Raw genomic sequence first — 17,981 nt, 5'->3', positions numbered from 1 at the left:
GATATAACCCGGATATCCAGGTACAATATCAGCGCCTAATGGAAAACGGTAAAAGTAAAATGCAGGCTTTAGGAGCTGGAATGCGCAAGCTGGTACAGATTTGTTTTGGTGTTGTAAAACATCAAAGCGAATACCACCCGCAAGTGGTTACATAACCCTTTACGGATGGTTCGGAGAGATGGTATCTACGCCTGGTTTATATATCGGTGGTGCCATTGGCGTAGGTGACACAAGCCCCAGCACGATGATGGACATGTGCACATTGTCAACGGCGCCTGTCACGTTTGGTGCCAAATTTGACCTCAATGTCGGAGGCGCGCAGGGCACATCGATGCACGAGGCTTACATCGGACTGGCGCTTATGCCGACCTACGCGGTATTCGGGAATTGGAATACAGAGCGCTTCGCTTACGGAATACGGGAAAAGCGTAAAGCCGTTCCTAGGCCCTAGGATTCTAGGACCTAGATCTCTCTCACCCACTTGCTTCTAACAACCGGCCATTAAAAGAATCATTCGAGACAATATACTCCGCGTTTCGAATTAATTCGTCATCCATCTCAAAGGTTGCGCGATGTCGGTGGCGTGGCACAATGCCTCCCACGCGGATCTTTAGCCCGGAAAGCTCTTTGGCCCAGCGCTGGGTTAAGCCGCCAATCATGGCATTGGCAACCGTATCAGGGGTAAGATGAGCGCCAGCGACATTAATGATCACACCGGGGCGACCACGTTGTTGCATACACTCTGCCGCGTGCTGAACCACCAGATAACATGGCGAGGTTGTATTGGTCAGCATTCTCGGCATATCACACCAAGCACCATTGTTAAATAAACTGGGCAATATGTCGCCTTGCCATTGGTTGATGAGCACATCAATGCCGCCAAAAAGTTGCGTCACTTGTGCGAACGCATCATGGATAGAAGCCGGTTGATCATTGGCCAAACAAATCGGCTGGACGCGCCCAGCATAGGGACGGCATTGATCGGCACTTAAGCGCAGTGCTGGCCATTCAGTATCGAGCAATGCGACGTCAGCACCAAGCGAGCAAAAATGCTCTGCCATTGCGCGTCCCGATGATGAGCCGCCGGCGGTAATAACGACCACTGCGTTATCGATCTTCATGGTCAATTCCTTAATAGTATCAATAAATTAGCGCATCACGCCTTGCCTTTTATACTCAAGCTAATCACGTGAAAATGACAGCTTACTCACACCTTATTCAAGCGTGGGAAGGTAATACTGGACCATAATTACGCCGACTGCGAAAAAAAGGCTCAAAACGTCTGGTCGTCTGGCAGAAATATTGTTGGGAATTGAGAGACGATCACAATTTCGATAAGGATCATGAAACCCTCTCAGGATCAACTTGCGATCTTCGTTGTTATGCGCTTACACGCATTTTATCGAAGCAATGCGATGTGGTGAGTTTTTCATACAAGGTGGCAGGGTTAAAAGCGGGGCGGCTTGGGGTTGCATCAGCTAAGTGACGACGCTCATGACCGGAAAGATTATGGTAGACCGCTTCATCAAAGCCGTGTGTCCCCTGGGGCGGATAATGCATAGCGGCCGGAGCAAGTTGAAAGCGCAAATTAGCGCTGGCTAAACCGCCACGGTGAAAGGCATCGGCTTGGGCACTGGCGCGCTGATAATCTTCTTCATTGCTGGCCGCCAAGGGTTGCGGCTCTGCCAGCTGGAACTGCTGGCGCAATACCGCATCATTACTGATAGGGTTATCGGTGAGGGTGAGTGGCGTTGACTCATTTGCATCCCCGGAAAGCAGCGCCATCATCAACGCAAAGTCGGAACGACGCCCTTGCACCACCGCCTGATTGAGGTTGCCCCCAAACTGGACGTCGCTAATAAGCTGCGCTTTGTCGATGGTATGGATAGTCACTGCGGTTACCCTAATTCATATCGTGATTGTGCGGATGTGTAATAGGGTATCGGCCGCGTACGGTAAACTTTAGTGCTTTTTTATCCGGTTTGTGCCAGTTGGGGCGACAATGGCTGCGTACTTTGTCCAGCAAAATGCTGCATCGAAAACGCCACGCGATCGTCTGGCATCAGCGGGTAGCGCCGAGGTGGAAGTGACTCAATCAGCCGTAACCTTGGCAGCAATCCGCAACCATTGGCAATTTGGATCGCAAGACCAGGCCGTGCATTAAGCTCGAGTACCATCGGACCCTTCTCTTTGTCTAATACCATATCTGTCCCCATATAACCTAAGTCGGTCATCTCCCAGGCGCTGGCTGCTAGCGTAAGCAGCTGCTGCCAATGAGGCACTTTCAGGGTATAAAGGTCATGTTCCGTGTCCGGGTGATGGGTGATGGGGCGGTTAAATTGCACCGCCTTTAGCGCCTTACCGGTGGCCATATCTAGCCCGACGCCTACTGCTCCTTGGTGCAAATTGGCCTTGCCATCAGATGCTGAGGTCGACAGCCGCATCATCGCCATCACCGGATACCCTTGAAACACAATCACGCGAATATCAGGGACCCCTTCATAGCTAAAACCGCTGAAGCTATCGTCGAACGCGATCAAGTTCTCGACCACAGCGACATCCGCTTTGCCACCGAGCGAGAACAGGCCCGCGAGCGTATTGGTGATATGACGTTCAACATCGATGTGGCTCACGGTCTTGCCAGAGGCCTTGGTATAGACCCCTTGATGATTTTTCGTCACCACCAAAATGCCCTTACCGCCTGAGCCTTGCGCCGGTTTAATCACAAAACCGGGCCAATTTGCCACCATGTGATGAATACGTTTGACGTGCGCTTGGCTATCAATCACGCCGATCAACTCAGGGACGGTAGCGCCGGCTTGTTGGGCGATCAACTTGGTTTTAAGTTTGTCATCCACTAATGGATAAAGACGCCTGTCGTTGTAACGACCAATGTAACGGATATTACGCTGGTTCATCCCCATAATGCCGGCGTGATTCAGGCGAAAGGGGGAGGCGAACCGTGAAAAGAATTTAATCATCACGACCGCTCCCATCCTGATGTGCTAACGGGCGAAACCGCTTCAACTCCGACAAGCGGTAGCCGGTGTAATTACCCAGCATTAATATCAATGCCAAGATCACCAGCTGCAAGCCAATAAAGTTAAAGGTCAGATGCCGGACCAACTCATTGGTCATCGCCAAATACACCAACACCGCAGTGACGAGTGAGCCACCGCCTTGAATCACCACTTCTTTTGCGCCTTCCTCTTCCCATAAAATCGACATCCGCTCGATGGTCCATGACAGAATAATCATTGGGAAGAAGGTGATGGTTAGCCCTTCCATTAAGCCGATACGGAACGCGATCACGCTAAATACCGAAATAATTAAAATGACCGTGATAATCACTGCGGAAATTCGCGCAACCAGCAGCAAATTAAGCCGCGAGAGATAGCTTCTTATCACCAGCCCAGTGCCGACGATCAACACAAAGCCAACAATCCCAGTGAGTAATTGGGTTTGCACAAAGGCGACCGCAATCAGCACTGGCATAAAGGTCCCTGAAGTCTTTAACCCCACGATCACGCGCAAGAACACCACAATCAGCGCGCCAATCGGGATCAGCATAATGGTTTTAAACATCGCCTGCTCTTCAATGGGCAAGCTATGAATAGAAAAGTTAAGTAGGTTATCGGCGGAAACCTTCGCCGAAGTGGCCTGTTGTGGGCTGATATCTTGGGAGATAATTGAAAAATGTACCTGGCTATGTTCACCGCCCATCACTTCTAACAATGGTCCGCCGTGCTGGTTCCAGAGCAGGACATTACTGTGATGGCCATTTTGCCCAGTGGTTAAATCAAACAAGTGCCAGCGTGTGTCTTGCCACACTTGTAGCATGGGAGAAATGGTTTGGCGACGTCGCCCATCTTCAAGCTCCAAGCCACCGACCACGCGCGCATGCACACCTTCCAGTGCCAAGGTTTTTCGTAGGGCGTCGGGTTTGTCGAGGGTATTGAGTAACAACGCCGCGTTTTGACTATCTGGGCTATTAAATTGTTTGATGAGCTCACGGGTCAACGTAATGTTGTCCGCCGAGCGCGCCCGAGCTCGATCCAGCAGTGCTAAGGCCGCATTTTTGGCAGCATTATCCATCACAGGAAGCGTCACCTGCTCTTCATCAGGTGGGGCCATGGTATAGCGCGCACTGTCGTCGACTAACATTTGGTTTTTAAAATAAAGGGTTTGCTCACCGTTGGCTTGGCGCGTCGACCACTGTGCTTGGCGGCCATGTTCAGTGTTAAGCAATGAAAAACCATAGCCTGCCGAGGAGGTGCTCTCATCGATAAGCGTAAGCCCAGGTTGGCTATCTGGTGCAGCAAGGCTAACTTTTACTGGGCCATTGTCGGCATCAAAGTTAATTCTGGCCTCAATTTGCCAGACTTGGCGGGTGTCATCCGCTTGCCAAGGCACACCATAGCCTAGGTGACGATAGGCACTGAGTGCGATACCGGCCAAAATTAAAAAGCCGATCAAAAAGTAAAAAGGAACCCGTGAAACCATGTCGATTACCTATTTTCGTAGAGCCTATTTTCGAAGAGCCTAGTTTTTCGTAAAGCCTATTCTTGTAGAGCCGATTCTTTAGACGCTGATGGCGGCTGACGATCATCATCACTAGGCTCCGGGGGAGTGTCCGGCTGATATTGCGGATGAATGTGTACTTGGCTGACATCTACCACGGCTAAATCTTTAAAAAACGAGCGGCCCAACAATACGGGGTATTCCATATTGGTGCGATCCGCGAGGGTAAATTCGGTTTTTTCGTGAATGTTACCCACCCGGATCCACGCTTCAACCACGGGGCGGCGGTCAGTTTTATCGGTCGATGATTGCCGTATACGCACCCAGCGCTTTACGGGTATTTCCATAAATACCGACTGGTCATTGTTTTCACTATGATTGACATTAAACTTGACCCAGGTGTCACCATCGCGCTCAAATTCTTGAATATCTACCGCATTGAGCGACGAGGTTGCCGCGCCGGTATCTACGCGCGACTGGAAGGTGCTTTTGACTTCATCAAACCAAACCCATTCACGTCCGCCGAGGACCACTTTGTCGTTATTCACGGGCACCCGGACTACTTTTTCTTGGATTTTAACTTCCGGTTTTGGGTTGGCGAAATTGGCATACATTTTTGCCTGAGTCCGCTGCATGACGTTTAATTTATCAGCCAGTTGACGCATCTCGTCGGTCAATACGACCAGGGTCTTGTCATGGGCTTTTAATTGGTCCTGTGTGGCCGTTTGTTGCTCATGCACATGGGTGGCGGTGGAGTGAATGGTGTTTAGCGTTTCTTTGTGCTGGTGCTGTGAAGTCAAGGTACAGCCAGAAACGATAACGAGCAAACCACCAATCAATGTGTAGCGATAAACCATGTAAAACCCTCGGCGCTGGAAAGATAATTCTCGTATATGCTTGAAATATAGCTTGTCGATGACTTAGTCGCGAAGCCGATTTGTATTTCATCAGTCGGTTTATGTTGCTTAGCCTGACAGGAAGGATGAAACGACAAGCCGTGGACGCAGATTCTAAAGGATGCGACCAAGATGGATAGAGGGATTCTGTCAAATGTTAGTCAGAATTGACTAAACGTTGATTATATCAACGCTATTGGTGAAAAATTGCCCGAAAACAGGCAGTCGCGCCCTTGTGCATAAAGTGAATAACAATAAAAGGGCGCAGATCGCGACATCAGCGTCAGCGTTGCGTGTGCTCTAGGTCAAATTAACTACACTAGGTAAAATTAACCACAGCACACGCCGCCTGGCGCGATTTAATCAGGATTGCGCGCCACTAAAATTGCGCGTTTAGGCGCCGGATACCCTTCGATGGTTTGCGTCGGGTCATCTGGGTTTAGGTACTCTGGCAACGAGTTATGGGTCATCCACGCTGTGCTGCGCTGCTCATCGGTGGTGGTGACACATTCATCGACAATACGGACATCGACAAATCCGACTTTTTCCAACCACACTTTGAGCGCACGCGCCGAAGGGAAAAAGTAGACATTGCGCATTTGTGCATAGCGGCCTGATGGCACCAATACAGCGTTTTCATCGCCATCAATCACCAAGGTTTCCAGTATCAGCTCACCGTCTTTCCCTAACTGATCTTTGAGTTGCATTAGATGATCGAGCGGCGAGCGACGGTGGTAAAGCACGCCCATGCTAAACACGGTATCAAATGCACGCAGGGCAGGGAGTTTTTCGATTCCTAAGGGCAGCAGATGCACGCGTTGGTCATTGCCCATTAAGCGACGAATGGCGTCGAACTGCATTAAGAAGAGCTCAGAGGGATCAATACCCACGGTCAGAGCCGCCCCTTCACCCAACATCCGCCACATGTGGTAGCCATTCCCACAGCCGACATCGAGCACATAGCGCCCTTTGAGCGGAGAGATATGCGGAAGCACCCGATCCCACTTCCAATCCGAACGCCACTCGGTGTCGATATCCATACCGTGAACCTGATAAGGCCCTTTGCGCCATGGGTGAAAGCTACGGAGCAGATTTTCTAACTTTTTACGCTCACCGGCAGGCAAGCTGGTGGCATCGCCAATCTGGACCCTATCTTTTAGCTCCACCTGCTCGGGCGCATCGGTCGGGATTTTATTCAGCACTTTTATCCACTTTGGCATATCGCCATGGGGCTGGGTTTGCCACTCCGCCAATTGCGCCGGCAGAACTTCTAACCAATGAGAGAGACGGTTTTTGGCGATCAGTTGATAAAAATCGGAAAAATCAAACATCAGATTACTCGTACTTAATGGCGTGTTTCGCTGAATCAAAGGGTTGACTGGATCAAGGGTGTAACTCGATCAATGGTGTAAATAGATTAATGGTGTAACTGGATCAATGATCTAAATAGATCAATAGCGTACCGGGATGACGGGACGCATCGCTTTATGTCATCGCTTATCTTATTTAATCGCGAACATCGACCCAAAGTTAAAACATTGAAACCACATGGCGACACTGCTAAAACCAATCTCGCTCAATCGCGTTTTATGGGTATCAATGCTATCTGGACGCATCACGTTTTCTAGCGCACTGCGTTTTTGACTGATCTCAAGCTCGCTGTAGCCATTGGCGCGTTTAAAGTCATGGTGCAAGTCAATCAGCAGTTCATTGGCGGTTTCGTCTTCAAAGCAATACTTCTCCGACAAAATCAGGATCCCGCCCGGTTTTAATCCCTGATAGATGCGGGTGAGTAGCGCTTGGCGATCGTCCGGGCTTAAAAATTGTAGGGTAAAATTAAGCACCACCATGGAGGCATTAGTAATCGTCACATCGCGAATATCAGCCTCACGCACCTCAACATCGGCAGCGCCGCGATAGGCATTCACATGCAAACGGCAACGCTCCACCATCGCTTGTGAATTATCAACCGCGATGATGGTACAGCTGTCATGAGGAATATGGCGGCGCATCGACAGGGTGGCGGCGCCCAACGAGCAACCGAGATCGTAAATATGGCTATCTGGCGTGGAAAAGCGTTTCGCCAGCATACCAATCGCCGAGATAATGTTGCTGTACCCAGGCACCGAGCGCTGGATCATATCCGGGAACACTTCGGCGACATTCTCATCGAAGGTAAAGTCGCCCATCTTCTCAATCGGCGCCGCGAAAATTTTATCCTGATTAGCCATATAAGCCCCTACAAATCAGCCCAGCTGGCCAGTGTGAGCACCTGACGCCAGCAAACCCTATCGCAAAAGCGGCGTATTGTAGTGAATTTTTCAGCGCCTGTCTGCACGGTGAGCGCGCACCTTGCGTGGATACCCTAAAACAGTGCCCCTTGCTGACTTTGCGCGGCGCGGGTGACTGAAGCCAGTGGCGTTGATAAATCAAGATGTTGATACAAGTGTGCCGCGAGCGCCGGGGCTTGGTCATTATCCGAAGTATGAATCATTAAATAGGGCGTTTTGCCTGCGGCTATCCATTGAGATAAACGTGGGATCCATGGTTCAAAAAATGCGCTATTGTCTGCCAGCTCAGGATGACCAATAAACCGCACCATAGGCGCATCGCTGGTGGCAATCGCATGCACGGGGACACGCGGCTTTTTCTTTTGTGCATCAATCACCGCTGGCGTGTCCGGTTTCGCCGCGAACACAGGACGACTGTCCATGATCACTCGGTTGGCGTGATGGGCGATCAAGAGTCGATTCAACGTCTTCTCTGCCTCTCCTTTGGCAAAAAAAGCCGGGTGCCGTACTTCCACGCCGATAAAGATATCCGCTGGTAAGCTTTGCAAAAAGGCGGCCAGATCCGGCAAGCCTTCAGGACCAAAGCGGGCCGGCAGCTGAATCGTCCACTGGCCAATTTTATCATGGAGAGGCGCCATCAAATGAATAAAATCCCGCGTTAAATCTTGCGCATGGCGCAACTGGCATTGATGGGTAATGGTTTTGGGAAACTTAAAAGTAAATTGGAAAGTGTCTGACGTCGCGGCCGCCCAATTCGCCACCGTCTGTGGCGACGGCGACGCGTAAAAGGTGGTATTGCCCTCAACCGTATTGAATACCTCTGCGTAGCGGGCTAAACGCTCACCCGAACGGGTACCTGGAGGATAAAAATGGTGCTGCCAACTGGGATGAGACCACTGGGTCAAACCAAGGCGCAACGGCGGATCGGACAGTTGATGTAGCATCAGAGACATGGCGTCGTTATGATTGGTCAATACACGTTGCGGTAGCCTAATCGCAACCGGGGAAAAAAACCATATGAAGGAGAAACAGAATAAAAACACGCGATCGCTTTACCAAGAGCGGGGCTTTTCCTTTATAATGGCAGGTCTTTGACAGTAACGGCAGTCGCAGGGGCGTATCGTCAGGTACGACAAAGGCTGTTGTCGAATTTCCCTCAGAATTGACAGGCTTGTGCCCAAGGGGGCAAGCAGAATTATCAGAACAGATCAGGAATAGTCTATGCGCACCCAATATTGTGGTCACCTGAATAAAGCCCATGTCGGGCAAGAAGTAAGTCTTTGTGGTTGGGTTAATCGTCGTCGTGATTTGGGCGGCTTGATTTTTATCGACATGCGCGACCGAGAAGGTCTGGTGCAAGTTGTGATTGATCCTGATATGGGTGATGTTTACGAACATGCCAATAAATTGCGTAACGAATTCTGTGTTGCCATTCGTGGTGAAGTCCGTGCACGTCCAGACAGCCAAATCAACCGTGATATGGCCACCGGCGAAGTCGAAGTGGTGGCGAAAGGGTTGGAGATTATCAACCGCAGCGCACCGATGCCGATTGACTTTAACCAGTTTATCTCTGAAGAGCAGCGTCTTAAGTACCGCTACCTCGACTTGCGTCGTCCAGAGATGAGCGATCGCATTAAACTGCGTGCCAAGGCTACCAGCTTTGTCCGTCGCTTCCTGGATGAGAACGACTTTTTAGATATCGAAACCCCCGTACTGACCAAAGCAACCCCGGAAGGTGCGCGCGATTACTTGGTGCCAAGCCGCGTTCACAAAGGCAGCTTTTATGCCTTGCCACAATCGCCACAGCTGTTTAAACAGCTACTGATGATGTCTGGTTTCGATCGCTATTATCAAATCGTAAAGTGCTTCCGAGATGAAGACTTGCGCGCGGATCGCCAACCAGAATTTACCCAAATCGATATCGAAACCTCGTTCATGAGCGCTGAACAAGTACGTGACGTGACCGAGCAAATGATCCGCGAAATGTGGCAGTCGCTACTCAACGTTGATTTGGGTACCTTCCCCATCATGAAATATGAAGAAGCGATGCGTCGGTTTGGCTCTGATAAGCCAGACTTGCGTAACCCGCTTGAAATCGTCGATGTGGCCGACATTGTCAAAGACGTTGAATTTAAAGTCTTCTCTGGTCCAGCGAACGATGAAAAAGGCCGTGTGGCAGTCATCCGCGTGCCAGGTGGCGCTAGCTTATCTCGCAAACAAATTGATGAGTACACCCATTTTGTTAGCATTTACGGCGCCAAAGGCTTGGCTTGGATGAAGGTCAACGATCGCGACGCCGGCTTTGACGGTATTCAATCGCCCGTCGCCAAGTTCCTTAACGCGGATGTCGTGGAGAGCATTCTGTCACGCACTGACGCGCAAAGCGGGGACATTATCTTGTTCGGCGCCGACAAAAAATCGGTAGTCACCGAAGCGCTGGGCGCATTGCGTGTAAAATTAGGCTTGGATCTTGAACTGACCGACACCCAAGCCTGGACCCCGCTGTGGGTAGTGGACTTCCCGATGTTTGAGGAAGACGACGAAGGTAACCTGCACGCCATGCACCACCCATTTACAGCGCCAACTGACGTCACGCCAGAGCAGCTAAAAGCCAATCCGGCCGCGGCGAACTCCAATGCCTACGACATGGTGATTAATGGCTATGAAGTCGGCGGTGGCTCGGTGCGTATTCATAACCCAGAAATGCAAGCAGCCGTCTTTGAGACCCTAGGCATTGACGAACAAGAGCAGCGCAAGAAGTTCGGTTTCTTGCTCGACGCGCTAAAATACGGCACCCCACCACACGCAGGTTTGGCATTTGGTATGGACCGTTTGGTGATGCTGCTGTCTGGCACTGAGAACATTCGTGACGTCATTGCGTTCCCGAAAACCACAGCCGCAGCGTGCTTGATGACGGATGCGCCAAGTATTGCCAATGACGCCGCGCTTGAAGAGCTAGCGCTCAGCATTACCGTGGCAGCCGAGCAAAACGAACAAAGCGAATAACGTTACCTTAACGTCATTTCATCAACGCGCCTCAGACTGAAAAGCCAAGGCGCGTTTTTTCTGATTACTCCTTTCACGTGAGGGGAGCGCAAAAAAACGGAGAATCGATATGGCAGGTCACAGTAAGTGGTCGAATATTAAACACCGTAAAGCCGCCCAAGACGCGAAGCGCGGTAAGATTTTCACCAAACTGATTCGAGAATTAGTGGTTGCCACCAAAGAAGGTGGTCCCGAAGCAGAAACCAATCCACGCTTGCGTGCGGCGGTCGATAAAGCGCTATCTAACAATATGACGCGCGACACCATCAACCGTGCGATCACACGCGGAGCGGGCGGTGATGGCGACGACAACATGGAAACCGTGATTTACGAAGGGTATGGCCCAGCGGGCACCGCGGTGATGGTGGAATGCATGACCGACAACCGCAATCGTACCGTGTCAGGTGTTCGTCACGCATTTTCCAAATCTGGCGGTAACCTAGGCACTGACGGCTCGGTCAGTTTCCTATTTGATAAAAAAGGCGTTGTGACCTATGCGTCTGGCCTGGAAGAAGATGACGTCATGGAAGCGGCACTCGAAGGCGGGGCAGAAGACGTGGTCACCTATGACGACGGCTCAATCGATGTCTACACCACCCCCAATGATTTTGGTACCGTCAAAGATGCCCTCGACAAAGCCGGGTTTGAAGCGGAACGCGCCGAAGTGACCCAGGTGCCATCGACCAAAGCCGAGTTAGATGCAGATACCGCACCGAAGTTACTGCGTCTTATCGATACGTTAGAAGACCTTGACGATGTGCAAGAGGTCTATCATAACGGGGATATCTCGGATGAAGTGGCAGCGAGTTTAAGCTAAATGACCATTATACTGGGGATTGACCCAGGTTCGCGGATCACCGGTTATGGGGTGATCCGCCAACAGGGGCGGCATCTTGAATACCTCGGTAGCGGGTGTATTCGGACAGAAACCGACGACTTACCCGGTCGCTTGAAGCATATCTACGCAGGGGTGAGTGAAGTGATCACCCAATTTCAGCCGGACAACTTTGCCATCGAACAAGTCTTTATGGCCCGTAATGCCGATTCGGCGCTTAAATTGGGCCAAGCACGGGGCAGTGCCATCGTTGCGGCGGTGAATGCCGATCTACCGGTATCTGAATACGCAGCAAGGCTTATCAAGCAAGCAGTCGTCGGCAAAGGTAGCGCGGATAAAAAGCAAGTGCAGCATATGGTCACCCACATGTTGAAACTCAGCGCCACCCCCCAAGCCGATGCCGCCGATGCCCTGGCCGTGGCGATTTGCCATGCCCACACCAACCACACCCTCATCGCCATGGCCGGCAAAGCCAACGCCGCCCGCCGCGGCCGATATAGATAGGGAAATATTGTTCGTTTTGGTGCCATTGACTACGATTGCTCGTTCCCACGCTCCTGCGTGGGAATGCATACATGACAAAATTTATATATCGATGGTGCCATTGGCGTAGGTGACACAAGCCCCGGTAAGATGTCAACAATGATGCGCTATGCCAACGGGCGCCAGTTGCACTGCGCCTGTCACGATCGGTGCCAAATTTACCACCAATGTCGGATGGCGCGCGGCCGGCGTGGGTATTCATGATTGATATTGTGCTGGCGCTTATGCCGACCTACGCCTGGTTTATATATCGGTGGTGCCATTGGCTACGATTACTCGTTCCCACGCTCCTGCGTGGGAATGCATACAATGACAAAATTTATACATCAATGGTGCCATTGGCGTCGATGACACAAGCCCCGGTAAGATGTCAACGATGATGCACTGTGCTTCCTGGGCGCCTGTCACGATCGGTGCCAAATTTACCACCAATGTCGGATGGCGCGCGGCGGAAATCACACCAAGCTTGCGCGATCGAGAAGGCGCTTATGCCGACCTACGCCCGATTTATATATCAGTGGTCATATTTAATTTCGATGATCCCATTGGCGTAGGTGACACAAGCCCCAGCAAAATGTTGGATAAGAGCACATTGTCAACGGGCGCCTGTCACGATCGGCGCCAATTTTGACCACGATGTTCGATGGCGCCGTGCAACGGGCGCGCGGCGGAAATCACAGCAAGCTTGCGCGATCGAGAAGGCGCTTATGCCGACCTACGCGATATTCGGGGTTTTTGAATACAGAACGCTTCGCTTACGGAGTACAGAAGAGAGCAGAAAGCAGAAAGCAGGACCTAGGACCTAGGAAGTTTATCTACCAGAGCTGGCACGATATGCTCTTTCCGTATTCCGTATTCCGTATTCCGTATTCCGTATTCCGTCAATTCGACTGGATATACATCCAGTTATTCTTTATCCTTGAGGGAAAGTAACAAACAGAGAATCGATTGTGATAGGCCGATTACACGGAACCCTGATAGAAAAGCAGCCGCCGGAAATTTTAATTGACGTAAACGGCGTCGGTTACGAAGTGAGCATGCCCATGAACTGCCTATATCAACTGCCGGACGTGGGTGAGACGGCCACTGTGTATACCCACTTTGTGGTCCGTGAAGATGCGCAATTACTCTATGGTTTCAGCGGTAAACGCGAGCGGGCGCTGTTTCGGGAAGTGATCAAAGCCAATGGCGTGGGGCCTAAGCTCGGATTAGCGATTTTGTCGGGAATGACAGCCAATCATTTTGTCGACAGTGTTGAGCATAACGATGTATCGACCTTGGTGAAGATTCCCGGGGTAGGGAAGAAAACCGCGGAACGCTTGGTGATTGAAATGCGCGATCGGCTTAAAAACTGGGAAGCATTCGATCTCTTTACCCCGCATACGGATGCGGCTACTGGCGAGGGGGCGGCCACTCGTCCGGCTCCGACCACGGTCTCAACCGCGGCAGATGAAGCGGTGAGTGCCCTGGTCGCCTTGGGCTATAAAGCGGCACAAGCAGAGAAAGTGGTAAAACAAATTGCAACCGATGACATGAGCAGTGAAGACGTGATCCGTCACGCGCTGCGCTCGATGGTGTAACCCATGATAGAAGCTGATCGTTTAATTTCGGCGCAAACCACGCCCGATCGCGAAGATGAAGTGATTGACCGCGCGATACGTCCCAAGTTACTAGAAGATTACCAAGGCCAAGACCACGTACGTGGGCAAATGGAAATTTTTATCCATGCCGCACGCAAACGCCAAGAAGCCCTGGATCACCTGCTGATTTTTGGCCCGCCCGGCCTCGGTAAAACCACCCTGGCCAATATTGTTGCCAACGAAATGGACGTGAGTATTCGCACCACCTCAGGCCCCGTGCTAGAAAAAGCCGGTGATCTTGCCGCCTTGCTCACCAATCTAGAGCCTCATGATGTGCTGTTTATCGATGAAATTCATCGCCTAAGCCCAGTGGTGGAAGAAGTCTTGTATCCCGCCATGGAAGATTACCAACTGGATATTATGATTGGTGAAGGGCCAGCTGCCCGCTCGATTAAAATTGATTTGCCACCGTTTACCCTGATTGGCGCCACCACCCGTGCGGGTTCACTGACATCCCCCCTGCGTGACCGTTTTGGTATTACCCAGCGTTTGGAATACTACAACGTGCGTGATTTAACCGGGATTGTAAAACGCAGTGCGCATTGCTTGGCGTTGTCGATGGAAGACGAAGGGGCCGAGGAAGTGGCTCGTCGTTCACGTGGTACACCACGGATTGCCAACCGTTTACTCCGCCGTGTGCGCGACTTTGCCGAAGTAAAAGGCAGTGGCCACATCTGTCCCGATATCGCCCAGCGCGCCTTGGATATGCTGGACGTTGACAGCCAAGGGTTTGACTACATGGACCGCAAACTGCTCAACGCCATTATTGAAAAATTCGATGGGGGGCCGGTCGGCTTAGATAACCTGGCCGCGGCGATTGGTGAAGAAAAAGACACCATTGAAGATGTGATTGAGCCTTATCTGATCCAGCAAGGCTATTTACAACGCACCCCGCGTGGCCGAATTGCCAGCCAGCGCGCCTATCTGCATTTTGGCTTTGATGTGCCCAAGGTGTGACAAAAACCGGCCGAAAGCTTAACTGAGATCAAGACATTTTTTACCAAAACCGCCCCATTGACCACCAATCAATGGGGTTTTTTGATCTAGATTAAGGTTATGTAGCACGTGACCCCTTATCGTTACTCCCATCTGCTGACAGTTACAGCCAACCAGAGTGAGATGTGGCTTTGAATTACAGTCAATAATCACCTGGTTTCTTTGTGGTTAATCACAATTTTACACCTCGATGTCGATGCTTTGTTGTTTTTGCAACTGACTCGACAAACCAGGGAAAAGGCGATTAACGCACATAAGTTACGTCTGTAATATTAGTTATAACTTAATTAGAATATATTTAACTATTAAGTAACTTGAGTGTTTCAATCGTGTAACATGCAAGCAGTGACTTGAGAAAGTGTAGCGCTTTCCCCGCACCGGCCAGCAATTTGGCGGCCATGCAGGGTGAGAAAGTAAAACGAGCGATACAACTGTATCGGCACCGAAAGCGGTGTAAAGGAGTGACCATGATTACCGATATCGTCGATTTATCGCGGCTGCAGTTTGCGCTGACCGCGATGTATCACTTCCTGTTTGTTCCCCTAACGCTAGGTTTGGCATTTTTGCTGGCCATCATGGAATCGTTATACGTGATGACCGACAAGCAAATCTACAAAGACATGACCAAGTTCTGGGGTAAACTCTTTGGGATTAACTTTGCGCTCGGGGTGGCAACCGGCCTCACCATGGAGTTTCAATTCGGGACCAACTGGGCCTACTATTCCCACTATGTCGGGGATATTTTTGGCGCCCCGCTTGCCATTGAAGGGTTGATGGCCTTCTTCCTTGAATCCACCTTTGTGGGCTTATTCTTCTTTGGTTGGGATCGTCTCAGTAAACGTCAGCATTTGGTCACCACTTGGCTGGTGGCGTTAGGCTCTAACTTTTCCGCGCTTTGGATCCTGGTCGCCAACGGCTGGATGCAAAACCCAGTCGGCTCGGAGTTCAACTTCGAAACCATGCGTATGGAAATGGTGAGCTTTGCCGATGTGGTCTTTAACCCGGTAGCACAAGTCAAATTTGTTCACACCGTCGCGGCAGGCTACACCACCGGGGCAATGTTCGTGCTCGGTATCAGTGCCTACTACCTACTGAAAGGGCGTGATCTCGCCTTCGCACGTCGCTCGTTTGCAATTGCTGCCTCCTTTGGTATGGCCGCGATCGTCTCGGTCATTATTCTGGGTGATGAATCCGGCTATGAGCTGGGCGATGTGCAAAAGGTCAAATTAGCGGCGATTGAGGCCGAATGGCACACCGAGGAAGCGCCAGCAGCCTTCACCGTGGTGGGTCTTCCTAATCAAGACACCATGCAAACCGATTATGCGATCAAAATCCCGTATGCGATGGGGATCATTGCCACGCGCTCACTGGATAAAGAAGTGACAGGCTTAACCGATTTGATTGCTGAGCACGAAACCCGTATCCGTAACGGGATGCAGGCGTACGCATTGCTAGAAAAATTGCGTGCCGGCGAGACATCGTCTGAAACCAAAGCCGCCTTCAATGAAGTGAAAAATGACCTCGGTTATGGTCTGCTGCTCAAGCCTTATACCGATAAAGTGGTTGATGCTACCGAAGGGCAAATTCAGCAAGCGGCACAGGACTCTATTCCACACGTGGCACCGCTGTTCTGGAGCTTTAGGATCATGGTGGCCTGTGGCTTTGCGATGCTGTTTATCTTTGGCATGAGCTTCTGGCAAACCTGCCGTCAGCGTATTGATCAAAAACCTTGGCTACTCAAACTGGCATTGTTCAGTATTCCGCTGCCTTGGATTGCCAGCGAAGCGGGCTGGTTTGTTGCCGAATATGGTCGTCAGCCTTGGGCCGTGGGTGAGATTTTGCCAGTGCATATGGCCGCCTCTAACCTCGCTGCAGGCGATATCATCTTTTCGATGGTGGCGATTTGTTCGCTTTACACCGTCTTTCTCGTCGCCGAGCTTTATCTGATGCTCAAGTTTGCCCGCTTGGGGCCAAGTAGCCTCAAAACCGGCCGCTACCACTTTGAACAAAAAGGCAATCCAGAAGCGGATTTCAGCCGCCAGATTGAAGCATAAGGAGAGATAGCATGTTTGATTATGAAATGTTACGGCTGATCTGGTGGGCGCTTATTGGGGTGCTACTGATTGGCTTTACCGTCACCGATGGCTTTGACATGGGGGTGGGCGCCTTGCTCACCCTGATCGGCAAAACGGATAGCGAACGACGGGTGATGATTAACTCAGTCGCCCCGCACTGGGAAGGCAACCAAGTTTGGCTAGTGACCGCGGGTGGGGCACTATTTGCTGCCTGGCCGCTGGTTTATGCCGTGTCATTCTCTGGGTTTTATATCGCGATGGTGCTTACACTGGCAGCGTTATTTTTCCGTCCCATGGGCTTTGACTACCGCTCAAAAATTGATGATAAGCGCTGGCGTACTGCCTGGGACTGGGGCCTGGTTGCCGGTGGTTTTATACCGCCTGTGATTTTCGGTGTCGCCTTTGGCAACTTGCTGCAAGGCGTACCATTTCAGTTAAGCGAGCTGTTGATCCCAACCTACACCGGTGGCTTTTTCGCGCTGCTTAATCCATTCGCACTGGTGTGTGGCCTTGTAAGTCTGTTTATGGTGGTGCTGCAAGGGGCAACCTGGCTGCAAATGAAAACCACCGATGCGCTGCATGTACGGGCACGCAATGTGGCGCAACTGTGTGCGCTACTGACCACCGTCTTGTTCGTGGCAGCGGGCTTTTGGGTACAAAACCTGGAAGGCTTTGTGGTGGTCAGTGAAGCGGCGAATCAAGCGGCGTCTAACCCACTGGCGAAAGAGGTGGCGGTGCAAAGCGGCGCGTGGATGCACAACTACCAAGCGATGCCAATCCTTTGGTTAGCTCCCATTGTCGGTGCGGTGATGCCACTATTGGCACTGCTGGCGTCTCGAGTTGAACGTGGTGGCTGGGCCTTCTTGTTCTCGAGCTTAGCCATTGCTGGGGTAATTTTGACCGCGGGTATCGCGATGTTCCCCTTTGTAATGCCATCGAGCACCTTCCCAAGTCATAGTTTGACCATGTGGGATGCCACCTCGAGCGAACTGACATTATCGATTATGACTATCGTCGCTGCGATTTTTGTGCCGATTATCTTGGCTTACACCTTGTGGTGCTACATTAAGATGTTCGGCCGCTTAGATGCGCAATATATTGAAGACAACAAACATTCACTGTACTAAGTAAGGAGCCTG

The 17,981-nt window shown here is 51.1% G+C and carries 15 protein-coding genes; 7 read left to right on the top strand and 8 right to left on the bottom strand.

Features of this window, described 5'->3' with window-relative positions; translation table 11 throughout:
- Positions 1–473: 473 nt before the first annotated feature.
- From BZG75_RS13725 to BZG75_RS13690, 8 genes are all read right to left on the bottom strand, one after another.
- A complete protein-coding gene (locus BZG75_RS13725; protein WP_077460421.1) occupies positions 474–1,121 on the bottom strand; it encodes an SDR family NAD(P)-dependent oxidoreductase in 648 nt (215 codons plus the stop codon).
- Positions 1,122–1,380: 259 nt separating this feature from the next.
- Complete coding sequence (locus tag BZG75_RS13720) at positions 1,381–1,893, bottom strand: VC2046/SO_2500 family protein (protein WP_021022358.1); 513 nt, start codon at positions 1,891–1,893, stop codon at positions 1,381–1,383.
- A gap of 80 nt (positions 1,894–1,973) precedes the next feature.
- Positions 1,974–2,981, bottom strand: a complete 1,008-nt coding sequence (locus BZG75_RS13715) for an alpha-L-glutamate ligase-like protein (protein ID WP_077577283.1) — start codon at positions 2,979–2,981, stop codon at positions 1,974–1,976.
- On the bottom strand, positions 2,974–4,503 hold the full coding sequence (locus BZG75_RS13710) for an inactive transglutaminase family protein (protein WP_077577282.1): 1,530 nt from the start codon (positions 4,501–4,503) through the stop codon (positions 2,974–2,976). Before BZG75_RS13710 ends, BZG75_RS13715 begins: the two co-directional genes overlap by 8 nt.
- 56 nt (positions 4,504–4,559) lie before the next feature.
- Complete coding sequence (locus BZG75_RS13705) at positions 4,560–5,378, bottom strand: ATP-dependent zinc protease family protein (RefSeq protein ID WP_077577281.1); 819 nt, start codon at positions 5,376–5,378, stop codon at positions 4,560–4,562.
- 398 nt (positions 5,379–5,776) lie between these two features.
- Positions 5,777–6,748: a tRNA 5-methoxyuridine(34)/uridine 5-oxyacetic acid(34) synthase CmoB gene (gene cmoB, locus BZG75_RS13700; protein ID WP_077460426.1), complete on the bottom strand. Its 972-nt coding sequence runs from the start codon at positions 6,746–6,748 to the stop codon at positions 5,777–5,779.
- A 171-nt stretch (positions 6,749–6,919) separates the two neighbouring features.
- Positions 6,920–7,648 carry a carboxy-S-adenosyl-L-methionine synthase CmoA gene (gene cmoA / locus BZG75_RS13695; protein WP_077577280.1) on the bottom strand — a complete coding sequence of 243 codons (729 nt, stop codon included), beginning with the start codon at positions 7,646–7,648 and terminating at the stop codon, positions 6,920–6,922.
- A 134-nt stretch (positions 7,649–7,782) separates the two neighbouring features.
- Positions 7,783–8,652 carry a DUF72 domain-containing protein gene (locus tag BZG75_RS13690; protein WP_077577279.1) on the bottom strand — a complete coding sequence of 290 codons (870 nt, stop codon included), beginning with the start codon at positions 8,650–8,652 and terminating at the stop codon, positions 7,783–7,785.
- Positions 8,653–8,929: 277 nt separating this feature from the next.
- Between BZG75_RS13690 and aspS the strand changes: the two genes are divergently transcribed.
- From aspS to cydB, 7 genes are all read left to right on the top strand, one after another.
- The gene (gene aspS, locus BZG75_RS13685) at positions 8,930–10,714 is read left to right on the top strand and encodes an aspartate--tRNA ligase (RefSeq protein WP_021022365.1); all 1,785 of its coding nucleotides are present in this window, start codon (positions 8,930–8,932) and stop codon (positions 10,712–10,714) included.
- A gap of 109 nt (positions 10,715–10,823) precedes the next feature.
- Positions 10,824–11,570, top strand: coding sequence for a YebC/PmpR family DNA-binding transcriptional regulator (locus BZG75_RS13680; RefSeq protein ID WP_077460427.1), 747 nt, complete (start codon positions 10,824–10,826; stop codon positions 11,568–11,570).
- The gene (ruvC, locus tag BZG75_RS13675) at positions 11,571–12,092 is read left to right on the top strand and encodes a crossover junction endodeoxyribonuclease RuvC (protein ID WP_021022886.1); all 522 of its coding nucleotides are present in this window, start codon (positions 11,571–11,573) and stop codon (positions 12,090–12,092) included. It abuts the gene before it with no gap.
- Positions 12,093–13,081: 989 nt separating this feature from the next.
- A complete protein-coding gene (gene ruvA, locus BZG75_RS13665; RefSeq protein WP_021024357.1) occupies positions 13,082–13,711 on the top strand; it encodes a Holliday junction branch migration protein RuvA in 630 nt (209 codons plus the stop codon).
- A gap of 3 nt (positions 13,712–13,714) precedes the next feature.
- On the top strand, positions 13,715–14,728 hold the full coding sequence (gene ruvB, locus BZG75_RS13660) for a Holliday junction branch migration DNA helicase RuvB (RefSeq protein WP_021024358.1): 1,014 nt from the start codon (positions 13,715–13,717) through the stop codon (positions 14,726–14,728).
- Between the two features lie 509 nt (positions 14,729–15,237).
- The gene (gene cydA / locus BZG75_RS13655) at positions 15,238–16,821 is read left to right on the top strand and encodes a cytochrome ubiquinol oxidase subunit I (protein ID WP_199878900.1); all 1,584 of its coding nucleotides are present in this window, start codon (positions 15,238–15,240) and stop codon (positions 16,819–16,821) included.
- An 11-nt stretch (positions 16,822–16,832) separates the two neighbouring features.
- Positions 16,833–17,969 (top strand): cytochrome d ubiquinol oxidase subunit II, encoded by a 1,137-nt coding sequence (gene cydB / locus BZG75_RS13650; protein WP_077460429.1) that lies wholly within the window; start codon positions 16,833–16,835, stop codon positions 17,967–17,969.
- Positions 17,970–17,981: the final 12 nt, after the last annotated feature.

Source organism: Salinivibrio sp. AR640, from assembly GCF_001995405.1.
Taxonomy (GTDB): domain Bacteria; phylum Pseudomonadota; class Gammaproteobacteria; order Enterobacterales; family Vibrionaceae; genus Salinivibrio; species Salinivibrio costicola.
This window is presented reverse-complemented; position numbering and strand designations above follow the sequence as displayed.

Coding starts and splice junctions, on each gene's coding strand:
- BZG75_RS13725 (WP_077460421.1), bottom strand. CDS start 1,121: ATGAAGATCGATAACGCAGTGGTCGTTATTACCGCCGGCGGCTCATCA.
- BZG75_RS13715 (WP_077577283.1), bottom strand. CDS start 2,981: ATGATTAAATTCTTTTCACGGTTCGCCTCCCCCTTTCGCCTGAATCAC.
- BZG75_RS13710 (WP_077577282.1), bottom strand. CDS start 4,503: ATGGTTTCACGGGTTCCTTTTTACTTTTTGATCGGCTTTTTAATTTTG.
- BZG75_RS13705 (WP_077577281.1), bottom strand. CDS start 5,378: ATGGTTTATCGCTACACATTGATTGGTGGTTTGCTCGTTATCGTTTCT.
- cmoB (WP_077460426.1), bottom strand. CDS start 6,748: ATGTTTGATTTTTCCGATTTTTATCAACTGATCGCCAAAAACCGTCTC.
- cmoA (WP_077577280.1), bottom strand. CDS start 7,648: ATGGCTAATCAGGATAAAATTTTCGCGGCGCCGATTGAGAAGATGGGC.
- BZG75_RS13690 (WP_077577279.1), bottom strand. CDS start 8,652: ATGCTACATCAACTGTCCGATCCGCCGTTGCGCCTTGGTTTGACCCAG.
- aspS (WP_021022365.1), top strand. CDS start 8,930: ATGCGCACCCAATATTGTGGTCACCTGAATAAAGCCCATGTCGGGCAA.
- BZG75_RS13680 (WP_077460427.1), top strand. CDS start 10,824: ATGGCAGGTCACAGTAAGTGGTCGAATATTAAACACCGTAAAGCCGCC.
- ruvC (WP_021022886.1), top strand. CDS start 11,571: ATGACCATTATACTGGGGATTGACCCAGGTTCGCGGATCACCGGTTAT.
- ruvB (WP_021024358.1), top strand. CDS start 13,715: ATGATAGAAGCTGATCGTTTAATTTCGGCGCAAACCACGCCCGATCGC.
- cydB (WP_077460429.1), top strand. CDS start 16,833: ATGTTTGATTATGAAATGTTACGGCTGATCTGGTGGGCGCTTATTGGG.